Genomic DNA, 26,417 nt, shown 5'->3' on the forward strand with positions numbered 1-26,417 from the left:
TACACAATCTTTAAAGAGGGGTAAAAGTATTGAAACGATTATGTTTGTTGGGTGTCTTAGTATTCATATACATAGGGTGTAGTACACAGATTCCTACACTTGAAGAAAATGCCAAGCAAACCCATATTCCTGAATCTTTCCGCAATCTTGAATCGTTGAAAAAGCCTACACAGAGGGTAGATTCTGTAAAAGCTGAAAATACTACAAAAAATAAAACAAGCAAAGACAAAGAAGAGCCCTTCAGCCTAGAGCAGTTTGTTGCTTTGGTTAATGATAAGGATTTACATACGATTCTTCATATTGCTTTAGAAAAAAATACTAATGTCCTTACAATGATTTCACGTATCAAACAAGCCAAATCTCAAGTGAAAATCAATACTGCGAGTATGCTACCTACGATTAATGCAGGGCTTAATTCAAGCTATATCGATAACCGCACACTCTCTCAAAGCACGATAGTGCGTCCGGGTGCAAATTCTATTAATGCGAGTTTGAGTATGAGCTGGGAACTTGATTTATTTGGTAAGCTTAATGCCTTGCGCCAATCGAGTAAGAAATCATATCTTCAAGCCCAGAGCAATCTCGCATACGCGCAAATTAGCTTAATTGCTGAAGTAGCAACACTCTATTTTACATTAAGAGATAATGCACATTCTGTCAAAATCGCAAAGGCAACACTAGAGAATCTCCAGCAGATCGAGCAAATCAATACCGATAGGTTTAGAATAGGGCTGATTGATATTAATGCCTATCAAAGCATTGTGGCTAATACGCGAACGCAAAAAAATAATTATGAATCTTTGCTTTATACTTTTGAGCAAAATCAAAATGCTTTGCTTACACTTTTAAATATTCCGCTTGAGGAGCTTAAGCAAAAGATTAATTTCTTAGATTCTAAAGAGTATGAGTTCCCACAAATTAGGGCATTTTATGTCGATAAAATGCCAAGTGATGTTTTGCTCTCACGTCCTGATATTCAGGCAAATATTTATGCCCTCCACGCACAGCTTTATAAGCAGACAAATGCTAATGCGGCGAGATTGCCTACTATTTCCCTTAGCGGCTCAATAGGGGATATTTTATATAGCACGAGTGGTAATTCTGTTGGCTCTATTGTTTTTCAAATTGCTAATTCTATTGCTACTCCTTTACTTAATCGCACTTCTTTAAAGCAAAATTATCTTATACAAAAAGAATTGAGTAATGAGGCATTTTATACATTGCAAAATAGCATCAATATTGCTTTAGGTGAAGTAGAAAATGCGCTTTTTGATGTCCAATCTAAGAAACGTCAGCTACAAAATACACAAGATGTTTATGACATTGGGCTTAAAGCCTATAAAGATAATAGCGCTAAAAGCACTCGTGGTTTGTTGGATAAAAATGATTTTTTAGGGCTTGAAAATAGCTATTTTAGTCTGCAAACGCAGCTATTTAGTGCAAAAACGAATGAAGTCTTATCTGTTATCACACTTTTTAAAGCACTCGGGGGTAATCTCGCACTTTCAAGCATTGATGATACCAAAGAGGATACTATCACAAGGGAGCAGCAATGAATCTATATCAAGCTTTACGTAATAAAAAAACACACAGGAAGCTCACTCCTCTTGCGTGGGTTATTATAAGCAGTATTATCATAGCAGTAATTGTGTGTATTGTGGCTATATATAAGATTTTTAGCACACATATTATATATGATACTACTCAAGCTACACGTGGAGATATAAAATCGACTATCTCCGCCTCTGGCTCACTCTCTCCACTTAATGAAATTGAAATAGGGAGTGTGATTTCAGGGCTTGTGCTTGAAGTGCTTGCCGAAGAAAATGATGAAGTAAAAGAAGGACAAGTTTTAGCACGGATTAACCCTGAAACGATTAATCAAAACATTGCTCGATATGAAGCACAGCTCAAATCCGCACAGGCTAATCTTAAGGCAAGTGAGCAGACTTTGGTTGATAGAAAGTGGAATTATGATAGACTAAAAGAGCTTTATGACGCTACAGGTGGGGCTTCACCCTCTTTGCTTGAGCTACAAGCAGCGAAGACAAGCTACACTTCAGCACGCGCTGATGTAGATATTAAAAAAGCCTCGATTAATGAGATTCAAACAAGCATTGAGAGCGCCAAGATTGATTTGAAAAACTCCGAAATTATCTCGCCTGTTGATGGTATTGTGCTTAGTCGTAGCGTGGAAGTAGGGCAGAGTGTGGCAGCGAGCTTCCAAGCACCTACTTTATTTAAAGTAGCAGAAAACTTGGAGGAAATGATACTTTATGCAAGTATCTCGGAAGCTGATATTGGCAAAGTCAAAGAAGGACAAGAAGTTATTTTCACCGTTGATGCCTATCCAGATAGAAATTTTCACGCAAAAGTTAATCGCGTGAATTTTGGTTCAGGTGATGGCAGTAGCTCCAGCTCAAGTTCAAGCTCTAGCTCTAGCACGAGCTCAAGTAGCTCGATTATCACCTATCGGGCAAAAATCGAAGTGGATAATAAAAATCTCCTTTTGCGTCCGGATATGAGTGCCACAGCTGATATTATTATTGCTAAAGCGGATAATGCCCTGCTTGTGCCAAGTGCAGCGCTTTATTTTGACTTAAACAAATCGCTTCAAAAGGCAGGAGCACAAAAAGGTAAATCGGCTCTAGGTTCTATGTTTACCCCACCACGTCCCCCTAGAGCACAGACAAGCGCTCCTAAGCAAAAACAGCAGCGAGGTAAAAGTGGGACATTATGGATTCTTAAAAATGGCAAGCCAGAATCTGTAAATGTCGAGGTAGGCATTAGCGATGGGAGTTTTGTGCAGATTTTAAGTGGCATTGATGAAAATACATTCATTATCACCGGCGTAAAAGTGCAATAAGAGGGCAATATGCAGGAAAAAATTCAAGATTTTATTGTCTTAAAAGATGTGCGTAAGACTTATGGTAAAGGCGAGGGTGCATTTGAGGCACTTAAGGGTGTAGATTTGCAAATTGATAAGGGTGAGTTTGTCGCATTGATGGGACCTAGTGGCTCGGGTAAATCAAGCCTTGCTAATATCCTTGGCACACTTGATGTAGGCACGAGCGGGGAATATTTATTTTGCGATGTTGATGTGTTTAGATTAACGCAGAATGAACGCGCCCTTTTGCGTCGTAATTATATTGGTTTTATCTTTCAAGGATTCAATCTCTTAGCGCGGACAACGGCACTTGAAAATGTTGAATTACCCCTTATGTATCGAGGTGTCAAAAAGGCAGAGCGGGAGGAAATTGCTTTAAACGCGCTTGATAAAGTAGGGCTTAAGGAATGGGTTTCGCATACGAGTGCTAAACTAAGCGGCGGACAGCAGCAACGTGTGGCTATCGCACGAGCGATTGCTTCAGAGCCACTTTTTCTCCTTGCTGATGAGCCAACAGGGAATCTTGATACAAAGCGAAGTGTGGAGATTATGGAGATTCTTAAAAGCCTTAATCAAACTTTGGGTATTACTATCCTTATGGTAACGCACGAGCCGGATATGGCAAAATATGCAAGCAGGGAATTGCATTTTTTAGATGGGCGATTGCTAAGTGATTCAAAGTATGATGTGGGAGAAGCGTAATGATACTCAATGCCTTTGCGTTAGCCTTGCGACAGATTCAGCGTAACTTTTTACGGGCTTTCCTTACAATGCTTGGCGTGATTATTGGTGTGGGTGCGGTGGTAGTGATGATTAGCTTAGGGAATGGCACTACAAAAATGATAAGTGATAGAATCTCCTCCTTAGGGAGCAATCTTTTGCTTGTTTTTCCTGCACGTGTGATGAATCCAAGCGGTGTGAATCTCCGCCGTAATTTCAGTATGCAGGAAGCTCAAAGTGTGCAAACGCTTTCACAAGAATACATTGAAGCCCTCGCTCCCATCGCACAAAGCTCCGTAATGCTGCAATATCAATCCCAAAATACAACAACGCAAGTGCAAGGCGTGAATGCGGCGTTTTTTGACGTAACACAATGGGATACGAGTATGGGGAGAGGGTTTGAAGATAATGAATATCGCGTGGGTAGTAATGTCTGTATGATTGGTGAATCTGTGCTAAAAAATTTGTTTGGACAGAAAAATCCCTTAGGACAGAAAATTCGCTTAAATAATATCGTGTGTGAATGTATCGGTGTGTTAGAATCTAAAGGGCAGGGCGGTATGGGTAATGACCAAGATGATGTGGTGCTATTGCCTATGAAGGCATTCTTGCGCTCTGTGGTAGGGGCTAATACGCTCTTTTATGTGAATCGCCTTATGCTTCGTGCTAAAGATGGTGTAGATTCAGATGAAGTAGTCCCGGCTTTGACAAGGATATTGCGCCAAGTGCGTAATGTCCGCCCGGGCGATAGAGATTCTTTTGAGATTATGGATACTAAGCAAATCGCAGAGACGCTTACCTCTACTACTAAAACACTTACCGCGCTTCTAGGGCTTATTGCGGGCGTAAGTCTCATCGTAGGAGGCATAGGCATTATGAATATTATGCTTGTATCTGTTACCGAACGCACTAGAGAGATAGGCACACGTATGGCGATTGGGGCATTGCAAAGCGAAGTGCTTATGCAGTTTTTGATAGAAGCCATTACCTTAAGCTCACTTGGAGGGCTGCTTGGCATTTTATGGGCGTTTTTTGCCTCTTTTGCGTTGAGTAAGTATATGGGGATTCCCTTTATTTTTGATATACCCACAGCTATTATTGCCTTTGTATTTTCCGCATTTATTGGGGTGCTTTTTGGCTACTTACCGGCTAAACGCGCTTCAAGGCTTAATCCTATTGACGCTCTGCGCCACGAGTAGAAAGAGGGGATAAAGCGATAGCTTACCCTAAAGTTAGATAAACAAGTGATTGAGGATTGGTTTATAAAACCATTTATATAGCTTTTATGCTTTTTGTTTCTGTGTGCGTGAGGATTGTTCTAATTTTTGAGTGCGTTTGATTTCTGTAAGGGCGTGTATGGCGTAGGATGGATATCGTGTTTTTGGCATGGTATAAATAATAGCGAGTCTAAACCCATTTTGTGTCTTTTTGATCGAATGCTTAGCGCTTACAGCACCCGTATAACGTACGTATCTGTTTAGTTTTTTTATGATGTATTGTGTTACTTTATCGGGATTATGCTGTAAGGTATAGGTGTCATTAGCATCATCAGCACAGCGGATATGTATGATAAGAAGCATTCTAAAATAGAGCATGTGGCGTAGCTTTATATCATCGATTAAATACCCTAATGCTTTGCCCTGTGGGTAGGACTTTTTATCAAGTTTAGCTATATATGTTCTACAATGATTTTTAATCAGCTCGTATATCATTCCTGCAAAATGTCTCATTCTTGTAGCACTAAAACTTAGTATATTTGTTTATATGCCTTTCTTTCCTGTTCATTCATATCTCTATAGCTTGTATTCTGCGGATAGGGAATCTTGCGACATATAGATTCAAACTTTGCATATAGCTTAGCTTCCATTTCATTTGTTTTATCTACCGCTTCCATTGCATCCCCCCCCCCCTTATTGAAAATATAATAGATTTTATAAAAGTTTCATATAATGAAGCCAATTTGGTATGGGTTTTATTAAAATAATCCTACCCACTTTCTCGCTTGGCTCTCGTGGTGTAGAAAAAGAAATCATACATTAAGATAAAAATATTTTTTTGAGATGCTAAAACATCAAATAAAACCATCGTTTTATATTATTTTTTAGCAATCAAAGTGCCAAAATTCACCCACTTAAATAGCACTTCCACGCCGCTAAATCCTACATTTTTAAGCATAGTTATATTTTCTGCTAGGCTAAAGGGGATGAGCACATTTTCTAGGGCTTCTCGCTTCTTGCTAATCTCACTTTGCGTGTAGCCTTGCTCCATCTTATAGCGCATATATCGCTCTATCATTTGCTTATCAAGGATTCTATGTGGAGAACTCATCTTTTCACTTATAATCAAAACCCCATCATCTGCAAGGCTATCATAGATTTTTTGCAAAAGTGCTTGTCGCTGCATAGGGCGGATAAACTGCAAGATATAGTTTGCGATAATAATATGTGAGGGCAAAAATTGATAGCTAAAAACATCTTCGCATAAAAATGTGATATTTGCCCCATACGCCTTTGTCTTGAGCGTGGCTTTATCAATCATAGCTTGAGAGTTATCAATCCCTATAAAGTGTGTAGAGGAGGGCAGAGCTTGATAAAGGGCTAGAAGTGTCGTGCCTGTGGAGCTTCCTAAATCATAGATAAGCGCATTTTCTGTCTTAAGATTCATAGCGCAAAAATCCACAATCAGCCCTAGCACTTCCTTGTAGTGAGGGATTGAACGCTCTAACATATCATCAAAGACACTTGCCACTTGCGCATCAAACTCAAATTGCTTACCAATATCTTTTGTGAAGATTCTATCTTTCATAGCTACTCTTATTACTATAATGCAAACAGGCATAGAATCTGTGTAGTTTTATTTTCATATTCAACCTAGAATCTAAACAAGTTGTGCTTTACCTTCAATGGGCGAGCTCGCACTCGCATAGGGCTTACGCGGTATGCGTCCGGCTAGATAGCTTAAGCGTCCGGCTTTTACCGCATATTTCATCGCTTCAGCCATAGCTATGGGATTTTGCGCTTGAGCTATGGCAGTATTTGTCAAAACTCCATCAGCCCCTAGCTCCATAGCGATACTTGCGTCACTCGCACAGCCCACACCCGCATCGACAATCAGCGGGACATTAATAGCTTCTTTGATGAAGCTAATATTATAGCGATTTTGAATCCCAAGTCCGCTTCCAATAGGCGCAGCAAGGGGCATTACAGCAGCTGCTCCAGCATCTTGTAATCGTTTTGCCATAATGGGGTCATCGTTTGTATAAGCAAGGACGCAAAATCCCTCTTTTGCTAGAATCTTTGTCGCCTCTAAAGTCTCCATTACATCAGGGTAAAGCGTTTTTTCTGTATCACCGATAATTTCAAGTTTAATAAAGCTAATGCCTGTGGCTTCTCTCACAAGGCGAAAGAGTGTGATTGCCTCTTTTGCATTGACGCAACCAGCGGAGTTTGGTAAAAACTGAATCGTGGTATCCTTAAAAGTTTCAAGCAGATTCTCACTTTTGTTGTCCATAATATTCACGCGCCGCACGGCAACAGTGATGATTTCTGCGCCACTTGCTAAAGTCGCTTCCTTTGTAGTAGCAAAGTCTTTATATTTGCCACTGCCTACAATCAGGCGTGAAGTGAAGTTGTATGAGCCTATGGAAAATGTATCATTCATTATTTTATCCTTTGTGAAATATGTAGAGTGCGAATAGATTCTATAAGTGTGTGAGGCGTGAGCGCGTAAGAGGCGATATGCTTTAGTGCTGCTTTTGCTGCGAGTGTATGAGCGAGTGAGCCTTGAATAGCAGAATGCAGGGCGCCATAGCCCTGTGCTAGAAGCGCACCTATAAGTCCGCTTAAGACATCACCACTACCGCCTTTAGCAAGGGCATTACTCCCTAGAGGATTGATATAAACTTCTTGTGCCTTAGCGATGAATACATTTGCACCCTTTAGCACAAGCGTGGTGTGTGGATATTTTTGTGTAAAATGAAGCATTAAATCTAGCTTTTTCTGTGGGGTGTATGCTCCTAAGTCGCATATTTGGAGTAATGAGGCAAATTCTTTGGGGTGAGGGGTAAGGATAATCTCTCGTATGAAGTCAAGTCGCTGCTGCTTGAGGGATTCATCAAGGAATGTTTTTATTATTGGTGTGTGGAACACATCAGCATCAAGCACACAAGAGAGGCTGGATTCACATAAATCTTTTAGAATCTCCGCACTTTTTTCAACGCCAAGCCCCATACCTAAGGCAAGGGCTGTGCTTTTTTGTGGCAAGGTATGCTCCTGTATTATTTCGCTAGGAATAGTGATATTTTCATCGCTAATAATACTCACCAGTCCCGCACCAAATGATAATGCGCTTTGCGCGCTCATAATCGCTGCTCCGCATTTTTCTCCTGCAAACACAGCCAAATGCCCAAAATTGCCTTTGTGGGTATTCTCCTGTATGCGTTGGGGCAGGGATAAATCGCAAGATTCAAGCATTTTGATATTAGAACTTACTTGATAATGACTCTCACTCAAGCCGAGCTTGCCAATATGCAATGTGCCTACAAAGTCCTTTGCCTTATCACTTAAGCACACAAGGCTAATAGCACCCATACATATCGTGTGATGTGCCTTGAAAACAAAGCCATCATTTGATTCATTAAGCCCACTAGGGATATCACAGGCAATATTGATACGTGCGGCTTTTTGGGCGTTTTTTAGCACATCACTTAGACTAGATTCTAAATTCCCCCTTAAGCCACTTCCCACGACGCAATCTACCATTACATCGCAAGGTAAAATTTTCTTAATAAACTTCACATCACATTGCATTGTGCGTTCGTAAGCTTGCTGACACAGGGGCGATTTAGGTTCTTTGAGTTGCATAATCCGCACAGCATAATCTCCACTCAAACGTCTCGCAAGAGCATAGCCATCGCCTCCATTATCGCCACTACCACATAGAATCGTAATCACACTGCCTTTGTGCGTGAGTGTGCCAATGAGTGTTTCTAACGCACAAGCGGCATTTTCCATTAAAATTTCAGGGGAGAGTTGATATTTCTCACAAGCCCTTTTGTCTAAAAAAGCGGTGCTTTGATAAATATTTTTCATTTATGCTCCATAACGTGCACTCAATGCTGCCACAATCACGCTTACCATATCATCTTCGGGCTTAGATTGTGGTGTGGGCATTAGTTCATCAATCTTATTTTCGATATATGAGGTATCAAAATACCCGCGCCTAAAGTCTTTATCATTGCAAATATTGATAAGAAAAGGAATAGTCGTCTTTACGCCTTTAATGGTGAATTCATCTAAGGCACGGGCGAGTTTATTCACAGCGAGATTGTAACTAGAAGCCCTCACTATGAGCTTTGCTACCATAGAATCATAAAATGGCGGTATCACATAATCTTTATAAATGCAGCTATCCACGCGCACAAATGGTCCAAGTGCGGGATAATAAGTAGTGATTTTGCCCGGATTTGGCACAAAGTCATTTGCCACATCTTCAGCATTGATACGTGCCTCAATAGCAAAGCCTTGTGCGTGTATATCGTGCTGTGTTAAATCTAAAATCTCGCCTTGTGCGATACGAATCTGTCGTCCTATGAGATCATAGCCGGTAATTTCTTCTGTAACACCGTGTTCAACTTGAATACGGGTATTCATCTCCATAAAATAAAAGTTGTTATTCTCATCAAGTAGAAATTCCACCGTCCCCGCATTGGTATAACCCGCCGCTTTTGCCGCAGCCACAGCAGTAGCCCCCATTCTACGTCGCAAATCCTCACTGATAAGGGGGCTAGGGGCGATTTCTATAAGCTTTTGGTGACGTCTTTGTATCGAGCAATCCCGCTCTAAGAGATGTATCACATTGCCATAATTGTCCGCAAGGATTTGAAACTCAATATGGCGGGGATTTACAACATATTTTTCCATAAAGACATCATCATTTTTGAAAAATGCCATCGCCTCGCGCTTACACGCATCAAAAGCCTCTATTAAGTCCTCTTGTCTCTCCACCACGCGTATGCCACGTCCACCACCGCCACTACTTGCCTTGAGTATCACAGGATAGCCGATTTTTTGTGCGAATTTAGCAATTTCTCTTGTGGGGTATTGATTGAGTGGTTGAGTGCCCGGCACGATAGGGATTCCATTCTTTTGCATAATTTCCCTAGCAGCGTTTTTATCGCCCATTTTGGCAATCGTTTGTGAATCTGGTCCAATCCACACAATTCCCGCTTCTTGCACCTTTTTGGCAAAGGCGGCATTCTCACTTAAAAATCCATAACCGGGGTGAATCGCATCAACCTCCGCTCGCAGAGCTGTCTCTACAATCAAGTCCGCGTCAAGATAACCCTTAAGCGGGTCATCGCTGATTTCATAAGATTCATCAGCCATTTTAACGTGTAGACAATCTCTATCAGCACGTGCATATATAGCTACACTTTTGATATGTAAATCTCTACACGCGCGAATGATACGGACGGCGATTTCACCACGATTGGCAATAAGGATTTTTTGAAACATAATGCCTCCTTTGAAATGGATTAATATAGTTTCTAAACCTTTAAAAAATACTTAATACTAAGTATTTTGGGAAAATTTGAGAGCATAGACAGAATGCTTTTGTGATTTGTTTCTATCGAGTTAAAATTTTATATTTATGCCGGGAAGAACAGAGCCGATATATGATGCTTTATTTAAATAAAAAGAGTTATAAGCTCAAAATCTCCTTTGCTTTTTAAGTCTTGTGTAGCTTGGATTTTAAAGAGGGATTACGCATATTTTTGAAGCTTATGCCTTTTGCTAATCATTTTGTCCAAAAAAGGTGTTTATTGTATCGCACAAATCTCATTCCATTTTATTGTTTCATCTTAACTCCACAAATTGCACATTTTTAAGTTTTTATAAAATTTAGATTTGAAATCTAGAAGTGAGGGTAGAGGCATTTTGATATATATTTTCAAAAATTGAGGTGCGGGGGGATTTATTTGTATCATCTTTTTCCCATAGAGAGCTTATAACTGCGCACATATCGGTATTTTTTAGCAAATGTATGTTATGAGTGCTAATCCCCCCAATAGCGCAAATAGGAGTGTTTAAACTCGCTTTAGCAGTTTCTAGAATTTCTAAAGGCGCAAGCGGGGCATTTGGCTTCGTAGGAGAGGCAAAAAACGCCCCAAAGGCGACATAATCCACACCCAAAGATTCTAAATCTTTTGCCCTTTGCAAATCTCCATAGCTTGAAGCACCCAAAATCCCTTTAAATCGCTCCCGCGCATTTTGAATCGCCCCATCGTCCTTGCCTAAATGTAGGGCAGGGGCATTGAGCTTTAAGGCGAGATTTAGTCTATCATTTATCACAAATAGCGCGTTATATTTTTCACACAGCTCCATAAGCGGCTTTGCCCTCTCATAGAGCCACTCATCGCTATGGCTTTTATCGCGGAGTTGAAATATTTTTATCCCGCCTTTGAGGGCAGATTCTAAACATTGAGAGAGAATCTCATAGGGAGTAAGGGCTTCATTTGAAATGCCATAAATCCCTTGTAGTACGTGCTTCATCTTGCTTCCTATTTTAGAATCTTAGTAGTTATGCTTTTTGTAGGCAAATATTGTAGCTCTATATTTAAGAGAAATCTTTGTAATTATCATCACTTAAAATAACTTACTATGTGAGCCTACATCGATACAAGTGAGGATTAAAATATGTTTATCTTTTTGGTAGATTAAAAGTAAATCGGGCTTGATGTGGCATTCTCTAAAGCCTATATACTCGCCTTTAAGCGCGTGGTCTTTGTGCTTTTGCTCTAAAGGCTTATCATTGGCAAGTCTGTGAATGATTTTCAAAACAAGCTCTTGTTCTCCTGTGTTAAGCTTCTTAAAAGATTTTTTAAAGCTCCTGCTCCGCTCTATAAGATACTTCATTTCATCAAATCCGCTTTAAAACTCTCAAAATCCTCAAACACCTCTACTTCCCCATTTCGCACTTCCTCTATGGCTTTTAGAAGCCTTTTGCTTGGCTTTTTGTGAGACTTGCTAGAATCTTGGCTTTCCTTACACTTTGCATTAATCGCTTTCGCAAAGGCTTCCACAGATTTTTTAAATTTCTTATCGACATTTTCTAAAATCAAAGTCATTTGAGTTCCTTTTGCTTCTTTGGTAGTTCTTTAATCATTTATTATCATACTAATTTTATATTTGCAATGCAAGATTCTATCTCCAAACTTTTATGTAAAGTCTTTATGATATTGCTAAAATGCTTATAATCTATCTCCTCGCCTTTGTGGGATTTGAGATATTTATCTAAGACTTGGTAGCCACCGATTTTATATTCCCAAACCGCCTCACTCACACCGCAAAAATGTAAATTTTCATTGACAAAAAGCTTTTGTTCTTTTGGGTCATAGGCGATTTTTTCAATTTTAAGATTTTTATTTTTTGGGTCTTTGTATTTGGCTTCGCCGATTTGCTCACTCATTTCTTACCCTTTCATTTATGTAAAGTGGAAAAACATAGCTCCCACTACCCACCAAATGCAAATCAATAATGTTTTGCGTGATGAAGATATTGTTGATTTCTTGTAACTTGCACCCTCTATCACAGACTAAACCGATATTCATACTTAAGCCTTTTGGTAGAGATAGAGGGGGAATATTGTCCCCGCACCTGTGTTGCCACCACCCATTAGCGATAAATCTACTAGAGTATTCGTTACTATCGCACATTGCCAAGAACCGCTCATCTTGTATTGTCTTGCCACATTTAGCCCAATATTGCAAGTCATTCTCATCATTTCTGTTCTCTCTCTCTCTCTCTCTCTCTTGTTGCGAATCTTGCATTAAATGTGCAAGCATAAGCTCCCGCCCTAATGCGCTAAATTCTAAAAACTTCTTTTTGGATTCCACAAATGGAATCTTTGGGAAGTCAATTTTGAGAAAATCAATGTATTTTTCTCTATAATCCTTATGAAATAGCACCGCATAAATGTAGCCTAAAATCTGCTCTGGAGCGAAATGTTCGTTGTATTTAGAATCTATAAACTCTCTAAATTCAGGCGTGAAATTTTCTACCCATTGTCCTTTGGATTCTTCATTCTCACTTTGCACTTCTTGGGTATGACAAGATTTAGAATCTTTTTTGCTCTTTTTTGTGCTTTTTTCTTTGCTAGATTCTGTATTTTTTAGGTAAAGAGGCATTACTTGTTCGCCACCTCTGCGGTAAAAATTAATATCTACAATTTTATCAGTAATAGCAATAGTATTTATCTCATCATCACCCACAGCCGAGCTTTGCCTTGAAACAAGTAATGCTTGATTCTTACTTTGCAAAAAATGTTGAAACACATCATAAACAGGACGAGCCATAAAACCACAATTCTTATCTGTATAATAAGTCCAACGCATATCAAAAGGACGATAATGGCATTGCATTATAAATTCATCTAAATTATCTTTATTTTTCTTAACTTCATCAATAGCCCAATCCAACTTCCAACCCCCAGAATCCTCTCCAATATCATAGATTCTACATAATTCCTCTTTTGGTTTTGTGATAAAGTCTTGCAAAAGCCTTTTTATATTTTCTTTGGAATTTTGAAATACAATCTTATCTCTTTTGGAGCAGATTCCTACCCCTGAAACCTTAAATATATCCTTGACACTCCAGCCTTTCTCATACTCCACCCTTAAACTCTCGTTTTGTGGGATAAAGAGATAAAAAGGCTCTTGTGGCTGTAATGTAGCCCAAGCAATAGAATCTAAGGTGTTTTCATACAAAAAGTTTGTTTTATCACTTCTTTTGCCATATAAATCGTAATGGTAAATTTGAGCGAGTTTTTGAGGTTTTTCATTAGAATTTTCGCTGTATTGAGAATGAGAGTTTAAGGACTTATAACGAGAAATTCTAGTATCTTGCGTAAGACTTGAATGTTTTGCAAGGTGAGGTGATGGGAGTTTATCAGGCATAAATGACCGAGCCGAGCCGCCGCAATCATTCAAAGATTGCGTAAGAGACGAATTTCTATTTTTTACAAAGATATTAATGCTTACGCCTTGCATAATATCAAAGACATTTTCATCTTTGCTTCCATCGGGTGTGGCTTCCTTTTTTCTCGCATTGCCGTGCAAATCTAAAATATAGATTGTATCAAAGGTTTTTAGCAAGTGATAGCGCATACCGCGAAAGGTGGGATTATCTAAAAAGCTGTTGTTGGAGATAAAGGCAAAGATACCGCTTGATTGTTCTTTAATCTTAGATTCAGCAAAGCAGATAAACTTTACATAATCATCAAGTAGCCATTTGGGGTTTTTCTCGTTTTTGAGTTTTTTCTTTTGCAGAATGGTTTTAAAGGTAGATTTTTGATTTGCATCTTTTTTGGGATTTTGCAGATAAAAGTTGATTGCTTCTTGTTCACTTTTGCTCAAATGCGCCTCGCTTGGCTCTAAGCCATAAGTGATACGCACATTATCCTCAAATAAGCCCTTGTTCGCACTTGCGCCACTATAAGGCGGGTTGCCTGTGATGATGAGAATGGCATTTTCTTTGATTCTTTGCGCTTCTTTAAACTCCTCTGCTAATTCTATCATTCCTGCAAAAAGGTTGCTTTGCTTGTTTGCTTCATCTTTTTCTTTATTGGAATAAAGTGTGTTTGTTAGGCGGATATTAAGCGATTCATTTTCTTGCAAAGGTGCGTTAAACTCTTCTTTGAAACTTTGGGAAAGCTTTAAATGTGCGATGGTATAAGGAGCAATCAAAAATTCAAAGCCAAAGAATTGCTTTAAGAGCTTTTTGGGCTCATATCTTGCGCTATCTTTAGGGGTGGATTCTAAGGCTTTGCGGAAAGCTTCAAGCAGGAATGTCCCTGTCCCTGTGGCAAAGTCTAAAAGCGTGATATTGTCATTCTCCAAACTCGCACCCAAGCCATTTTTTAAGGCAAAATCTGTTTTAAGTATAGAATCTATGGCATTAATGATAAAGCTCACTACACTTGCAGGAGTGTAATACACGCCGCGAATCTCACGCAATCTCGGGTCATATTGGCTTAGGAAAGTCTCATAAAAGTGCAAATAAGGGTCTTTGTGCTTAAATTGCATGGTGTAATGCCCTAACAAGTCCTTTTCTTTCACTTTGTTTAGCTCTTGAATGATACTTGCAATGTCAATGTGATTGATAATATACAAAATCTCCTCTATAAGCCATCTGATAGAATCTAAATCCTCTAAATTGTCTAAAAATCCACTCATCGCACGAATGAGTGGGAAAGACTTAGGGATAAAGGCTTTGGCATTATACAAATCAATCTCCTTGCCACTCGTATTATTTAGCCTTGCAAGAAAAAGGCTATAAGTGAGTGTTTGTGCGAGGCTATCGGCAAACTCTGTGAAATCCAACTCTTTGTAAAGCTGTTCTTTGAAAGTTTCATAAAGGCTTGTGATATGGGGGTTTTCTTGCGCCTCTATTAAAGAATCTTTTAGAATCTGTGTGCGTTGAGCAAGAGTAGAAGCAAACTCTTGTGCAGTGATAATAGGCTTTGGACTGAAAGTAAAAAAGAGTTTGAAAAGCTCGGTCAATTCTTTTTCTTTGGATTCTAAAAGTGCTCTGTTTTTAAGAGTGGCTTTAAGTTGGCTTAAATCGCAGATTCTATATTCCTGCACGATATGCACTTTGCCTTTATCATTTTTACGCACGAGGCAAAATCGCAAATAATCCGTAAGCATTAGATTATCACTAAGTCGCAGATATTTTTCAATCTGTGGGCTTTGGGCTATGGAATCCAAGTCCGCATTGACGCGTTTGTTTTCAATATAACCAATCACCAAGCCTTGATTTTGTATCAAAAAATCAGGTGCGCCTCTGCCCTCTTTGTCGTTATTTGGTTCGTGTTTGATATGGAGAGATTGTAAGGCTTTGTTATGTATAGCGAGATTATCCCTTAAGATGCCAAAAAGGTTTTCTAAAGCAGCGCGGTAGGTATGCTCTTTATCCTGTGGTGAAATACTTTGTATTTGACTAAGGTATTCACTTAAAAATTGCATTATTTCTCCTTTAAACCCTCATACATCTCCCAAAGGGGGATTTCAAAGACATCGGGGATATTTTTTAGCACTTCAAAGGGGGTGAATCGCTCCTTATAGCCCATACAATAATGATCCTTTATCCAATAGCCCGGGTAGAAGTATCTTAAGCCATTTTCCTTAGCGATTTGAATTTGCTTTAAAATATTGAGTGTGCCTAAGCTGTAAGTAGCAAAGCGATGGTCATAGTAGAAATACACCGCTGTAATGCTATCAAAAACCACATCGACTAGCCCCACGCCAATAAGTTGAGAATCCATAAAATACAGCATCTCATAGCCAAAATCCTGATGCCCATCGACAAACATATCCATATAAGATTCAGGCGTTACGGGGGAGTATTCCCAACCTTTTTTATCCCGCATAGATTGATGATAGCGATTATAAAGCTCTATATGGGCTTGTGAGATAGTGGGCTTTTGTATGTATATATCGATATTTTGAGCCTTTTTTAGCACTCTCTTATGATTCTTGCTAAATGTAAAATCATCAATAAGTGTGCGGATAGAAATGCAATCCGTGCAGCCCTCACACATCGGGGTGAAAAAATAATTCCCAAACCGCCGCCAACCTCGCTCTAGCAGCCCATAATAAAAGCTAGGCGTTACATTTTGGATATGGAAATAGCGGAATATACTCTTTTTAGAATCGATATAACTACACGCTTTTTGCTCGGAATAAAATTCAACTAATCGCATTATTTGAGATGCTCGTAATTTTTCTTATAGGTAGTAACTTTAAGAAGGTAGCGTCTTGCCTCGCTAGATGGGTGCTTAGAATGAAGTGTATCATACACCCTTGTGGGACTAAGGGCGTTGATACGCGCAAATGCCTGTGCTTTGTCATTATGGAATGTCCTTAGCACACTTCCAGCCCCCGCATTGTAAGCGGCAATCACGCAGTATTCTTGACTTTGCTTATTTTTCACATCAGGCAAATAGCGATTAAAAAGTATGCTTAGGTAAGCCACGCCGTAATGAATATTTGTCTCTGGGTCAAAAAGCATTTCTTTTGTAGGCATACCTTTTTTGCCATTGATAAGCTCATACGCGTCCGCTCCAGCTGTGCTAGGGACGATTTGCATAAGTCCATAGGCTGGTGCACCACTCACTGCATAGGGATTGAAGTTAGATTCTGTTTGGATAATACCTAGCACAAGGGCAGGGGGGACATTATATTTATGTGCATATTTTTGTACTATGGCTTCATATTTGTGTTCGCTCTTGCTTTGATAATCCCCCACCATTTGCAAATCGACATAATTGACAAGCTTCCCCCTCTCATCATTGCGTGTTTTGAGGGCGTTTGTTATGAGATATTTAGCATATTTTTGTGCTCGCCAAGAACTAAGTATATCCTCCCCCTCATTATCCTTGACAAGCCCAGCAAGAAAGGGTTTTCCCTTAATCTCTACATCACCACTTGAATACAAATCCATATGGTTTGGGTTTTGCGACATTAAAAGTGTATTGACAATAGCCTTTTCTAGCGTATTCACCCCATCGATACTTTCTATACGAATCGCTCCTGTGGCAAAATTCACACTCACCCTTGTTTTGTATTCATTAGAGTATTTTACATAGACTTGCGCACTTGGTAATGTGATGTCTTCTTTGCTCCATCGTTTAGCGATATTGCCGCTTAGAGTCTGCGTAATTTTGGCATATTGTCTTTTAGCTTCTTTGATATTACGCAAAAGCACCTTTTCATCATTGCCATAGACTCTAAGCTGATTTCCAGCGATTTGTCGCATTGCGTATTGTGGATCATCGGTTATTGCAATATTTGCATTTTGAGTGGAGGTAGAGCAGCCATAAAATAAACTTATAAGAGGAAGCGCGTAGCAGAGCGTCATAGTCTTATGTGCGGATAGAATCTTCAAGTATAGCCCTTAATATAGAGTGTTTCAAAGCGTGGATTCTATCCTAAAAAGTTAAGTTTTCTACCATAATGCAAAATATGCTATACTTTTTGCCCTAATAAAAGCCCTGCAAGACTTTAAGGAGTAATATGGAAATTGTCTTTGGTCCTGTTCATTCACGGCGATTTGGACGCTCACTAGGGGTTGATTTATCCCCTAAGATAAAGCAATGCAATTTTGACTGCGTGTATTGTGAGCTACAAAAGGCTAAAAGTGTAGATTCTATGGGTGATGTAGTGCCTTTGCAAGAAATTATAGAATCTGTGAAAAAAGCCCTAGAGATGCATCAATGCGATGTTTTGACGCTTACTGCCAATGGAGAACCAACGCTCTATCCACATCTCAAAGACTTAATTAGCAATCTTAAAAAGATAGTGCCAGATTCTATAAAATTACTCTTGCTTACTAATGGCTCGCTTCTATGGAAAGCAGATATACGTGAGGCGCTTCAAGGGCTTGATATTCTTAAATTTTCTTGCGATAGCTTAGAGAAAAGGGCGTTTAAACGTATCGACCGCCCGCATTCTAGCCTTTCTTTAGAAACTATCAAGGAGGGCATTGTGCGCTTTTGCGAGGAATTTAAGGGAGAGATTGTGGCTGAAGTGCTGTTCGTTAAAGGCATAAACGATAGCCTTTCTCAAGCGCAAGAAATTGCCGCATTTTTAGCGAGTTTGCCACTTTGTCGTGTAGATATAGGCAGTATCGACCGCCCACCAGCTTACAAAGTAGAGGCGATAAGCGATGAGAGATTAGAGACGCTTGCACAATGCTTTTATGCCTATCCGCATTTGCAAGTCAATCTCCCAAAACGCAAGGATTCAAACAATATATCATCACAACAGGCTAAATCCTACACACAAGAGCAATTACTAGGCTTAATCAAACGCAGGCCATTAAGCATAAAAGACGCACAAAATATGTTTGATTCTCAAACTTTAGCACTCTTAGATACATTATGCCAAAAAGGCGATATAAAGCAGTGTAGAGTAGGGCTTGATACTTTTTATCAAGTGTGAGTTTAAATAGAATGACTGGTTTTTATTAAATGTTCTCTTTGAGTAGAACTCATTTGTTTTATTTGAATCTCCATTTTTTGCATTTTTGATACAAGCTCTTTCTCAAAACTTTACTCTTGCCTTTGTTATAAGTTTAAGAAAATAGAGTTTAAAATACCATAGAAGTGCTAGAATCTATGCCAAAATATGAGCCTTTAGAATAAAATTATCCTAAGCATATAGAAAAGATATTATCCTACCTCCGCTTTAAAATATACCTCTCACCCTCTGTAAGAGAGGAGCTTTTAATTTCTTTTTTCTTAATAAAGGCTTCCTTAAATCTATTCCTATCTCCTCTTTTATTTTTTGTAGAAGATTCGCCATTTGCCCCCCCCCCCCCTTTTTTTTTGTGGAGGAGGTGGGAGGAGACTAAAGCTTCTTTAAAAAGACAAGATAGTGCTATCACTAAGGAGAGTAGCTCTAGGCACATTTGCTACTTTTGCTTTTCAACGTATAGCAAAAAGTTAAAAAAATTGTTTATAATATGGTTGCTTAAAAGCAAACAATAAATTTTAAGGAGAAAAAAATGTTTGAATTACGTAAATTGCCTTATGGCACGAACGAATTTGGAAGCTTTATTAGCGAGGAGGCATTCTCATATCACTATGGCAAACATCATCAAACCTATGTGAATAACCTCAATAATCTTATCAAAGGCACAGAGTTTGAAAATGCTGCTCTTGGCGATATTGTGTTGAAATCAAGCGGAGGGCTTTTTAATAATGCTGCTCAAGTGTATAATCACGATTTTTATTGGGACTGCATAAGCCCTAAAAGCAGTGAAGCAAGTGCAGAGCTAAGCTCGGCTATCAATGCAGAATTTGGCTCTATGGATAGCTTTAAAGAAAAGTTCCTCGCTTCTAGCACAACGCTTTTTGGCTCAGGCTGGAATTGGCTCGTGTATAACCCACAAAGTAAAAAGCTTGAAATCGTGCAAACAAGCAATGCTGCTACTCCTGTAACTGATGGCAAAGTGCCGCTTTTGGTTGTCGATGTGTGGGAACACGCTTATTATATTGACCATAGAAATGCGCGTCCTGCATATTTAGAAGCGTTTTGGAAGCATATTAATTGGGCTTTTGTCTCTTGCTCTTATGAATGGGCGCTCAAAGAGGGCATTAACTCTGCTGAATTTTATATGAACGAACTCCACCCAGTTAAATAGCCTATATTTGGCACTTCCGCAGCACTCTTAAAGCAGAATCTACACAGATTTATGCAATTATGAGTGTTGCGATTTTATGCTATTATCCTACTTTATCTTTGTTTTATGTATAAAGGGGATTTATGACTTCACATTCTATTTATACTTTTATCACTCAAGCTATTAGCGAGGATTTGGGCAGGGGCGATTTGTATGCGCTTTTTGCACCCACGAAAAAGGCTAAAGCCTATGTGTTGGCTAAAGAAGATGGCATATTCTCGGGGGAGTTGTATCTCACAGCCTTAGCGCAATATTTTCATCTCAATCTTACCTTTTTGCGTAAAGATGGACAATCCTTTCATCAAGGGGAACATTTATGCGAGTTAGAGGGCGGTTATGTGGAGATTTTGCAATGTGAGCGTGTGCTTTTAAATATCCTCGCTCATAGTAGCGGTATAGCCACTCTCGCCCATCATTATAGCACTTTGATAAAAGATACTCCTGTGAAACTCCTTGATACACGTAAGACTCGTCCATTGCTGCGGGAGCTTGAGAAATATTCTATCCGCAATGGCGGGGCACATAATCATCGCTTTGGATTAGATACGATGTTGATGTTAAAAGATACGCATTTAGCACATATAGCGGATTTAAAGGCGATTATTAGCAATGCAAGGGATAAACTGCCATTTATGTGTCCTATTGAAGTAGAATGCGATACATTTAATGCTGCTAAAGCAGCTATGGAAGCAGGGGTTGATGTAGTGATGTGCGATAATATGAAACTAGCACAGATTAGGGAGGTTGTCGCTTATCGTAATGTCAATGCGCCGCATATTACCCTAGAGGCGAGTGGGAATATCAATCTCAATAATATTAGAGAATACGCGCTAAGCGGCGTTAATGCCATTAGTGTAGGCTCACTCATACATCAGGCTAAATGGCTTGATTTGAGTTTGAAAATCAAGGACTAGATTCATAATGCAGGGCTTTGATAGGGAATCTTACTTTCTCACCTTGCTTGAAAAAGAGGGTATCACAAGGGGTGTGGGTGATGACTGCTGCATTTTAGATATACACCCCTTGCCCTCATACTTGCTCCCACATAAAGCCCATATACACAAATCCCACACACACACACAAACTATAAAGTCGCTTGTTGTAGGTATGGATAGTTTTTGTGAGGAGGTGCATTTTTTGCGCGATTGGTTTTCTCCTTATGAACTCGCTACAAAGGCGTTTTTAGTCAATTATTCCGATATTATCGCTATGAATGCCACACCGCTTTATGCTGCCTTAAGCGTGGCGTTGCCAAAGGATTGGGGGAGGGCTGAAATCAAGGCATTTGTGCGAGGAATAGGTGATTTTTGCCGCAAGTATCATATATGGCTTATCGGTGGAGATACCATTAGCGCGGCAAAAATGCAAATCCACATTACACTCTTTGGCAAAGCACACAAGCACACACTTTATCGCGATAGAATAAAGCCCAAAAGCATATTATGCTACACAAATGACAGGTATCCTCAAAATACTATCACTCAATGCTATAAAGTGCTAAAAAATCTATTAAATCTACCTAATGGTAGGATTGCTAAAGCAAAAGGGAGATTCTTATCTCCGCATATTCGCGCTCCATTTATCCGTGAATGCGCTCCATTCCTTAAGGGCGGTATGGATATATCTGATGGAATCTTAGCCGAAATCACCCGCATTTGCGCGATAAATCATCTTTTCTTTAAGCCTTGTATGCCATTTTTTGCACCGTATTTAAAGCCATTATTGCAAAGTGGAGAATCCTATGAAATGCTTATTGCCATAGATTCTAAAGACTTTTTAAGGCTTAAGAGAAAGGCTGCACGTCATAGAATCAAAGTGTGTAAACTTGGTACATTCACGCGGCAAAGGCAGATCCTACCATCTTTTAAGCATTGGCATTAAATTTGAAGGAGCAGAAATGACGATTATTTTAGCCACAGGTAATCAGCACAAAATCCGCGAGTTTCACGCTATGCTAGAAGGGAAAAATGCAAAAATATATACATATAGCGAGATTTTAGAACCTTTAGAGATTTTAGAAAATGGCAAGAGTTTTGCCCAAAATGCCGCGCTTAAGGCAAAAGCCATTTATCAGGCATTATATACGCGATATACAAATGCGCCAGATTCTCTATCATTTTTAGAATCTCCTCTTGCCATTATCGCCGAGGATAGTGGGCTATGTATCCCTGCACTCAATGGAGAGCCGGGTATTTATAGTGCAAGATATGCGCGATATAGGCATTTTTCCCACACAACGCAAAATAGTGATGATAGTGAAAATCTCCAATGCCTTATAGAACAAATCAAGCCCTTTGCTCCTACATCTGCCTTTTTTGTTGCACATATTGCATTTATTTTTATCAAATCTTTGCCTCTGCCGCCATTGGCACAATGTGAAGTGCAGCATTGTGAAGGTGTGCTATATGGCGAGGTCATAAGCGAGATAAGGGGAGATAAGGGCTTTGGCTATGATCCTATCTTTGTGCCTGATATTGCAAATCCTCTCAAAAAGACTTTAGCAGAATTTGAAGTAAGTGCTAAAAATGCTATATCTCATCGCAAACAAGCCCTCTCTAGCTGTATCAAAATGCTTTTTCCCACTTTGAATTAAATTGCCCTGTGCTGATAATTTTAAGCTAAAAACAAAATTTTTTTGCTTATAATGCGCGACTTTGAAATTTTTAAATTACAAGAAGGATTTTTATGATACAAACAACGACTTCACGGATTTCTCTTACTGTGTGCGGAGCGCTCTTAATGGCAGCTTGCGCCACAAATCCTTTTACAGGTGAATCTCAAGTGAGTAGAACGGCTATTGGTGCGGGATTAGTAGGTGCAGGAATTGGTGTATTAGTAGGCAAGCAGGATAGGGCTAAAGGTGCAGCTATTGGCGCAGGAGTAGGTGCATTAGCGGGTGGTGCAGTGGGTGGCTATATGGATATACAAAACAAAAAGCTACGTGAGGAACTTCAAGGCACAGGTGTGAGCGTTACTAAAAATGGAGATGAGATTATGCTCAATATGCCCGGCGATATTGCCTTTAAATCTGGCAGTGCTGATTTAAGCGGGGATTTCTACAAGGTGCTTAATTCTGTGGCAAAAGTGCTTAACAACTATGAAAAGACTATCGTTAGCGTAGTGGGCTATACAGACAGCACAGGCAGCGCCTCTAAGAATCTTACACTCTCTCAGCAAAGAGCGCAAAGCGTGGCTACATATCTTAAAAATCAAGGTGTTAAGACAGAGCGATTCGTGGTTGATGGGCTTGGACAGGAGAATCCTGTGGCTTCAAATACTACCGCTGAAGGCAGAGCGAAGAATCGCCGCGTAGAAATCTACCTTACAGCTATTACAAAATAACTTCGATTTCCCTTGCCTCCTCTAAGGTAGGGGATCTATAAAGCAATGAAATATCTACTTGCTTTTACACTCTCTCTTAGTAGTATCATAGCTATCTTGTGTGTAGGATTCTATCCACATTTGTGTGGATTACTCTATATCGCATTTTTGGGAATCTTTATTGCCCTATACATTTATAGTTATGAAATTTTAAAGATAAAAAAACAAGCTACAATCAAGGCTTATTACAAGCTTGATTCTCTCTTATATCGTTATTTTGGACGCTTTTTTCTCACAAAAATAGTGAGCGTTTTTGTCGCTTTTACAGGGTGTGTATCCCTTTTTTTAATGCTTGTATTTCCTAGCGGTAGCGAAATATTGATTTTTTGTCTCCTTGTACCTTGTAGCATTTATGGCTACAAAATCGTATATGCCCTCTGTAATGCTAATCTCAATGCCGATTTTGCCCCGATATTGGCTAAAAAATATACTGCCCTTATCTGTGCCTTTCTAGCGTTTATAGGAACAATCGCCCTCAATGGCTTTGCCCCCTCTATCTCGCACATTAGTGATACGCAAAGCCACTACTACACATTAATGCACAATTATGGCATTATGCAGATGTCCTGCCGTTTATGGCAGGAGCTTTTTGGCTTTGTGTTGCTTAAAAAGGCATTGCTTGATACATTATATATTAATATCGCCGATACTTACTTGCATATCGCCCTTGATGTGTTATTTGCCTGTGGGTATTTCGCGGCATTTGCGAGTTTTGCATTACTTTGCATAGGAAGTGTATCGCCTAAAGCATCTGCCCCTAAGGATTCTGCCCTTACAAAAGAGGAATATGCTTCTACTACATTCACAGAATCTCGTTCTTTTAAACAATTCTTTACTATGGTGTTTTTTCTCATTTTTGTATATATTGCCTTTAATATCAGTATTCACCTGCAGCCATTAGCTAAGAATCAGCCCTATCCGCCGCTTTTAAGCACACAGATTTTAAAACATAATCAATCCTATATCCAAGTGAGTATGCAAGGGGTGGATAGCCTTATACGTATGAATGATTTACCCGCATTAGAAGCAAAAATCAAAGCAAATCTCACAGATTTTGAATCTCAGCTCAATACTGATATAGAATCTATCCTCAATGAATACTTGGTCCAAAAAGAGATGATTATAGACCAGTATTCACAATGGTATTTTAGCGTTTATGGCGAATACACAAGGCTTTTTTATGCGGCTATTGGCAAGGGTGAGGATATAGCTCAAGAGCAATTTATATTTTTACTCAAAGCTCATACACCCTATGATTTGCAAGAACATCTTAACGCCCTTTATGATAAACATTTCCAAGCACTCAAAACGCGCCTAGAGCAGAGCTTTAGCTTTTTTAAAGTGCATAAAAATGCAAATAATATCCCTATCGCTCAAGTGCTTTCTTTTGATGAATTTACCCAAAAGCTCAATTTGCTTAATCCTCGTGCTACTGATGGTGTAGCAGCACTTCTAAGTGCAAGTGTGGCAGGGGCGATGATACTTAAGGCTTCAGGTAAAGCCATTGCTAAGACAAGTGCAAAGGTTGTGAGTAAAAGTGTAGCGAAAAAGGGATTGGGAGGGGCGATTAGCGCAGGGGGAGGCTCACTTTTATGCGGGGGATTTGCTCCCTTATGTGCGATAGGCTTTTTTGTCGCGAGCGATTATGCGATTAATAGCGTTGATGAGGCTATTAATCAAGATGAGTTTAAAAGGGAAATGCGCGAAGGATTTAACTCTTGGGAACTTCAGCTAAAAAACAGCCTGATTAGCTATAATTCGCAACTTTCACATCAAATCTTAGAACAGCTAAGTTTAACTGATGAGATAAAGGAGTAGGCAAGGTGAAAGCAATGAACTTTTGGGTGTTTGCAGGTGCAGCGATACTTTTTGCTTGTATTGTTGTGTTAGCAAATTACACCGTGCAGTATCCTGTGCTTGGGACCCCTCTTACTTATGGTGCACTGACTTATCCGCTAAGCTTTTTGTTGATGGATATTTTGAGCGAAAAATATAACAAGCCACAGGTGCTTAAAACGCTTTGGGTGGGGCTACTTCTCGCCTTTATTCCCTCGCTTTTAGCAAGTGAAGCACGTATTGCTATTGCAAGTGTGTGTGCGTTTTTTATCTCACAGAATCTTGATGTGCATCTCTTTTACTATCTTAAAAACTGCTTTCCTAGCCTTTGGTGGCTACGTAATAACGCAAGCACAATGATTTCACAATTTATCGATACGATGATTTTCTTTCATATCGCCTTTTTATTTATTTATCCGTGGGAGCAGGTTATGGCTATGTTACTAGCTGATTTTTGCATTAAGGCATTTCTTGCTTTATGCGATACACCATTTTTCTATGTCTTTGCCATACGCAAAAGTAAGCCCAAAATCCATACTAAATAAGGAGCTAAGATGTATTTTTCCAATAAAGTTTCGCGACTTTTTGGTCGTTTCGCCTCTTATGAGTTTTTTTCCCCATTGCAAACCTTCATTAATACCGTATATGTCAAAATCTTTCATATTGAGCTTGATGAGTTTGCTCCTGCATCCTCTTATCCATCGCTTAATGCGCTTTTTACTCGTGCTTTGAGTGTTAAGCGAAGCATTAATCCTAATCCTATCGTGCTTATCTCTCCGTGTGATTCGCTGATTACACAAATAGGCAAAACAAGTGAAAAAAATGCCCTACAAATCAAGGGTATGGAATATTCTGTTGAAGAACTTCTAGGGCAAAAGCTTGATAGGGAGCTGCATTATATTAATTTCTACCTTTCTCCAAGGGATTATCATCGCTATCACGCCCCTTGTGATATGGAAATTTATGAGGTGCGGTATTTTGGTGGAGAATTGCTCCCTGTAAATACGCCATCATTGCGCAAAAATCAAGATTTGTTTGTGAGAAATGAACGTGTGGTAGTAGTAGCCAAGACTTCTAGTGGCAAGTGGGTATATTTTGTCGCTATAGGTGCGCTCAATGTGGGCAGTATGGTAATGCACTTTGAAAGCAAGATTCAAAGTAATGCTAAAGCACATAATATCTGCTATACCTATCGCACACCTATTGCGATTAGAAAGGGTGAGGAGCTGGGTATGTTTAAGATGGGTTCTACTATCGTGCTATTTATGGAACAGATGATTCCAGATATTAACATTGGACAAAAGGTGAAATTTGCCCAAGATATAGGCACATACGCATAAGATTCTATA

At 39.4% G+C, this 26,417-nt stretch carries 26 protein-coding genes; 13 read left to right on the forward strand and 13 right to left on the reverse strand.

Annotated features, from left to right (window positions below):
- Positions 1–29 precede the first annotated feature (29 nt).
- Genes QZ289_RS03690 through QZ289_RS03705 form a run of 4 tightly spaced genes read left to right on the forward strand, consistent with a single transcriptional unit; the run spans position 30 to position 4,806 of the window.
- Positions 30–1,556, forward strand: a complete 1,527-nt coding sequence (locus tag QZ289_RS03690) for a TolC family protein (protein WP_295699330.1) — start codon at positions 30–32, stop codon at positions 1,554–1,556.
- On the forward strand, positions 1,553–2,866 hold the full coding sequence (locus tag QZ289_RS03695) for an efflux RND transporter periplasmic adaptor subunit (RefSeq protein WP_295699333.1): 1,314 nt from the start codon (positions 1,553–1,555) through the stop codon (positions 2,864–2,866). Before QZ289_RS03690 ends, QZ289_RS03695 begins: the two co-directional genes overlap by 4 nt.
- Before the next feature lie 9 nt (positions 2,867–2,875).
- Entirely contained in the window at positions 2,876–3,589 is a 714-nt protein-coding gene (locus QZ289_RS03700) for an ABC transporter ATP-binding protein (protein ID WP_295699335.1), read from the forward strand.
- Positions 3,589–4,806: an ABC transporter permease gene (locus QZ289_RS03705; protein WP_295699337.1), complete on the forward strand. Its 1,218-nt coding sequence runs from the start codon at positions 3,589–3,591 to the stop codon at positions 4,804–4,806. Before QZ289_RS03700 ends, QZ289_RS03705 begins: the two co-directional genes overlap by 1 nt.
- An 84-nt stretch (positions 4,807–4,890) precedes the next feature.
- Here the strand turns inward: QZ289_RS03705 and QZ289_RS03710 are convergent, their stop codons facing one another.
- The 13 genes from QZ289_RS03710 to QZ289_RS03770 form a co-directional block, all read right to left on the reverse strand.
- Positions 4,891–5,337, reverse strand: a complete 447-nt coding sequence (locus QZ289_RS03710; protein WP_295699340.1) for a hypothetical protein — start codon at positions 5,335–5,337, stop codon at positions 4,891–4,893.
- A gap of 17 nt (positions 5,338–5,354) precedes the next feature.
- The gene (locus QZ289_RS03715) at positions 5,355–5,501 is read right to left on the reverse strand and encodes a hypothetical protein (protein WP_295699342.1); all 147 of its coding nucleotides are present in this window, start codon (positions 5,499–5,501) and stop codon (positions 5,355–5,357) included.
- 200 nt (positions 5,502–5,701) lie between these two features.
- Positions 5,702–6,412 carry a carboxy-S-adenosyl-L-methionine synthase CmoA gene (gene cmoA / locus QZ289_RS03720; protein WP_295699344.1) on the reverse strand — a complete coding sequence of 237 codons (711 nt, stop codon included), beginning with the start codon at positions 6,410–6,412 and terminating at the stop codon, positions 5,702–5,704.
- 72 nt (positions 6,413–6,484) lie between these two features.
- Positions 6,485–7,267 carry a thiazole synthase gene (locus QZ289_RS03725; RefSeq protein WP_295699347.1) on the reverse strand — a complete coding sequence of 261 codons (783 nt, stop codon included), beginning with the start codon at positions 7,265–7,267 and terminating at the stop codon, positions 6,485–6,487.
- The gene (locus QZ289_RS03730; protein ID WP_295699350.1) at positions 7,267–8,697 is read right to left on the reverse strand and encodes an NAD(P)H-hydrate dehydratase; all 1,431 of its coding nucleotides are present in this window, start codon (positions 8,695–8,697) and stop codon (positions 7,267–7,269) included. Before QZ289_RS03730 ends, QZ289_RS03725 begins: the two co-directional genes overlap by 1 nt.
- On the reverse strand, positions 8,698–10,122 hold the full coding sequence (locus QZ289_RS03735) for an acetyl-CoA carboxylase subunit A (protein WP_295699352.1): 1,425 nt from the start codon (positions 10,120–10,122) through the stop codon (positions 8,698–8,700).
- A gap of 387 nt (positions 10,123–10,509) precedes the next feature.
- Positions 10,510–11,160 (reverse strand): thiamine phosphate synthase, encoded by a 651-nt coding sequence (thiE, locus tag QZ289_RS03740; RefSeq protein ID WP_295699355.1) that lies wholly within the window; start codon positions 11,158–11,160, stop codon positions 10,510–10,512.
- A 93-nt stretch (positions 11,161–11,253) separates the two neighbouring features.
- Entirely contained in the window at positions 11,254–11,523 is a 270-nt protein-coding gene (locus QZ289_RS03745; RefSeq protein WP_295699357.1) for a type II toxin-antitoxin system YafQ family toxin, read from the reverse strand.
- Positions 11,520–11,735 carry a hypothetical protein gene (locus QZ289_RS03750; RefSeq protein ID WP_295699360.1) on the reverse strand — a complete coding sequence of 72 codons (216 nt, stop codon included), beginning with the start codon at positions 11,733–11,735 and terminating at the stop codon, positions 11,520–11,522. Before QZ289_RS03750 ends, QZ289_RS03745 begins: the two co-directional genes overlap by 4 nt.
- A gap of 44 nt (positions 11,736–11,779) precedes the next feature.
- Entirely contained in the window at positions 11,780–12,076 is a 297-nt protein-coding gene (locus tag QZ289_RS03755; RefSeq protein ID WP_295699361.1) for a type ISP restriction/modification enzyme, read from the reverse strand.
- Positions 12,069–15,632 carry a type ISP restriction/modification enzyme gene (locus QZ289_RS03760; RefSeq protein WP_295699362.1) on the reverse strand — a complete coding sequence of 1,188 codons (3,564 nt, stop codon included), beginning with the start codon at positions 15,630–15,632 and terminating at the stop codon, positions 12,069–12,071. Before QZ289_RS03760 ends, QZ289_RS03755 begins: the two co-directional genes overlap by 8 nt.
- Positions 15,632–16,369 carry an arginyltransferase gene (locus QZ289_RS03765; protein WP_295699364.1) on the reverse strand — a complete coding sequence of 246 codons (738 nt, stop codon included), beginning with the start codon at positions 16,367–16,369 and terminating at the stop codon, positions 15,632–15,634. Before QZ289_RS03765 ends, QZ289_RS03760 begins: the two co-directional genes overlap by 1 nt.
- Positions 16,369–17,553: a murein transglycosylase domain-containing protein gene (locus QZ289_RS03770; protein ID WP_295699367.1), complete on the reverse strand. Its 1,185-nt coding sequence runs from the start codon at positions 17,551–17,553 to the stop codon at positions 16,369–16,371. Before QZ289_RS03770 ends, QZ289_RS03765 begins: the two co-directional genes overlap by 1 nt.
- Before the next feature lie 128 nt (positions 17,554–17,681).
- On the opposite strand from QZ289_RS03770, the gene QZ289_RS03775 reads away from it, so the two are divergent.
- The 9 genes from QZ289_RS03775 to QZ289_RS03815 all read left to right on the forward strand — a co-directional run bounded on the left by QZ289_RS03775 (position 17,682) and on the right by QZ289_RS03815 (position 26,408).
- Positions 17,682–18,608, forward strand: a complete 927-nt coding sequence (locus QZ289_RS03775) for a radical SAM protein (protein WP_295699369.1) — start codon at positions 17,682–17,684, stop codon at positions 18,606–18,608.
- Positions 18,609–19,173: 565 nt separating this feature from the next.
- Positions 19,174–19,812, forward strand: a complete 639-nt coding sequence (locus tag QZ289_RS03780) for a superoxide dismutase (protein ID WP_295699371.1) — start codon at positions 19,174–19,176, stop codon at positions 19,810–19,812.
- A 122-nt stretch (positions 19,813–19,934) separates the two neighbouring features.
- Positions 19,935–20,765: a carboxylating nicotinate-nucleotide diphosphorylase gene (gene nadC / locus QZ289_RS03785; protein ID WP_295699374.1), complete on the forward strand. Its 831-nt coding sequence runs from the start codon at positions 19,935–19,937 to the stop codon at positions 20,763–20,765.
- 7 nt (positions 20,766–20,772) lie between these two features.
- The gene (locus tag QZ289_RS03790; protein ID WP_295699377.1) at positions 20,773–21,732 is read left to right on the forward strand and encodes a thiamine-phosphate kinase; all 960 of its coding nucleotides are present in this window, start codon (positions 20,773–20,775) and stop codon (positions 21,730–21,732) included.
- A 16-nt stretch (positions 21,733–21,748) separates the two neighbouring features.
- Complete coding sequence (locus QZ289_RS03795; RefSeq protein WP_295699379.1) at positions 21,749–22,444, forward strand: non-canonical purine NTP pyrophosphatase; 696 nt, start codon at positions 21,749–21,751, stop codon at positions 22,442–22,444.
- A 92-nt stretch (positions 22,445–22,536) separates the two neighbouring features.
- Positions 22,537–23,193, forward strand: coding sequence for an OmpA family protein (locus tag QZ289_RS03800; RefSeq protein ID WP_295699381.1), 657 nt, complete (start codon positions 22,537–22,539; stop codon positions 23,191–23,193).
- Positions 23,194–23,238: 45 nt separating this feature from the next.
- On the forward strand, positions 23,239–25,050 hold the full coding sequence (locus tag QZ289_RS03805; protein ID WP_295699383.1) for a hypothetical protein: 1,812 nt from the start codon (positions 23,239–23,241) through the stop codon (positions 25,048–25,050).
- Positions 25,051–25,064: 14 nt separating this feature from the next.
- Positions 25,065–25,613 (forward strand): queuosine precursor transporter, encoded by a 549-nt coding sequence (locus QZ289_RS03810; protein WP_295699386.1) that lies wholly within the window; start codon positions 25,065–25,067, stop codon positions 25,611–25,613.
- Between the two features lie 9 nt (positions 25,614–25,622).
- On the forward strand, positions 25,623–26,408 hold the full coding sequence (locus QZ289_RS03815; RefSeq protein WP_295699387.1) for a phosphatidylserine decarboxylase: 786 nt from the start codon (positions 25,623–25,625) through the stop codon (positions 26,406–26,408).
- The last annotated feature ends 9 nt before the right edge of the window (positions 26,409–26,417 follow it).

It is taken from the genome of uncultured Helicobacter sp., assembly GCF_910577135.1.
Lineage (GTDB): Bacteria > Campylobacterota > Campylobacteria > Campylobacterales > Helicobacteraceae > Helicobacter_C > Helicobacter_C mastomyrinus.